This window comes from Herbiconiux oxytropis (genome assembly GCF_024979315.1).
Lineage (GTDB): Bacteria > Actinomycetota > Actinomycetes > Actinomycetales > Microbacteriaceae > Herbiconiux > Herbiconiux oxytropis.
This window is the reverse complement of the sequence record NZ_JANLCK010000027.1, coordinates 1-1313: the sequence shown is the minus strand read 5'-3', so window position 1 is coordinate 1313 and position 1313 is coordinate 1. Positions and strand designations below refer to the sequence as shown.

Below are 1313 nucleotides of genomic sequence, written 5' to 3'. Positions count from 1 at the left end.
GGATGCTCCTATGGATGTCTAGTGGTGATGACGTAGTAGATTTCGCGGGCGATGAGGCGTTTGAGGCAGCGGATGATCTCTTTCTTCGAGAGGCCTTCTTGGGTGCGGCGGGCGACGTAGGCGAGGGTGCGGGAATCCCAGCGGAGTCGGCAGATGACGATCCGGTAGAGGGCTGCGTTGGCTTGTCTGTCGCCGCCGCGGTTGAGGCGGTGACGGTGGGTGCGGCCGGATGATGCGGGGATAGGTGCGACACCGCAGAGCATTGCGAACGCTGCTTCGGAGTGGAGGCGGTGGGTGTTTTCTCCGGCGGTGACCAGGAGCTGGCCGGCGACGTCGGGTCCGACGCCGCTGAGGGTCAGGAGTGTGGGGTTGATCGAGGCGACCAAGGGCGCGATGACGCCTTCGAGTTCGTCGATCTCGTCGCTGAGTGCTGCGTAGCGTCGGCCGAGTGCGCGGAGGGCGATCTTGGTGGCGTGGATCGGTTCGCCGGCTCGGGCGAGATCGGGGCGCAGGTGTGCGCAGGCCTGCAGCAGGTTGTGGTTCGTAAGGTGACGCAGGCGTTCCCGGAGTTCGTCGGGGGCGGTGATCAGGAGGGTCTTGATGCGGCGGACGCAGTCTGCTCGCTGATCGATCGCGCTGCGGCGAGCAACGCGGAGGTTGCGGAGCGCTTCGACTTTCCCCGTGCGGTCTTTTGGTGTTCCCGTGCGGGCGCGGGCCAGTCCGGTCCGGGCGGCAGCTTCAGCATCGATCGGGTCGGATTTTCCGGCGAGTCGACGGATCCTGCGATCGGGGCGGTCGATCTCCACCAGATCCACACCCTCGGAAATGAGATAGCGGGCCAGGCCCGCGCCATAGGCGCCGGTGCCCTCGATGGCAGCGATCAGCAGCACACCGAACGTCACTGCCCACTCCAGAAGCGACCGATACCCGGCAGGATCAGCAGAGAACTGGGCGCTGCCCAGCATCCGCCCGGTGGAATCGATCACGGCTGCGGTGTGGGTGTCACGGTGTGTGTCGACGCCGACCGCGATCTGCGCCTGGTTGTTGTTGTCTTCTCGTGCGATGGTTGTCATCGCCGTTCCTCTCTCTCAACCGATAGGACGGCACGCACTGCGCTGAGTGAGGTGGACAAGACAGTGATGGGTGCTTGCTGGCACAGGCTCCTATGAGGTCACAACCCCTCGCACCGTGAGTGCAAGACACCCCCGCAGCGAACCGACCGACAGATCCCGATCAAGACACAACGTCAGTCTGGCGGCGAGTCAGGACGACCGCTGCGGGGGTGCCTCCCACCATCATCACTGTCTGGCGGG

The 1313-nt window shown here is 65.0% G+C and carries 1 protein-coding gene; it reads right to left on the bottom strand.

Translation table 11 applies throughout. The annotated features are described in order from the left end of the window. Positions 1-8: 8 nt before the first annotated feature. Complete coding sequence (locus N1028_RS19695; RefSeq protein ID WP_259531234.1) at positions 9-1073, bottom strand: IS110 family RNA-guided transposase; 1065 nt, start codon at positions 1071-1073, stop codon at positions 9-11. Positions 1074-1313: the final 240 nt, after the last annotated feature.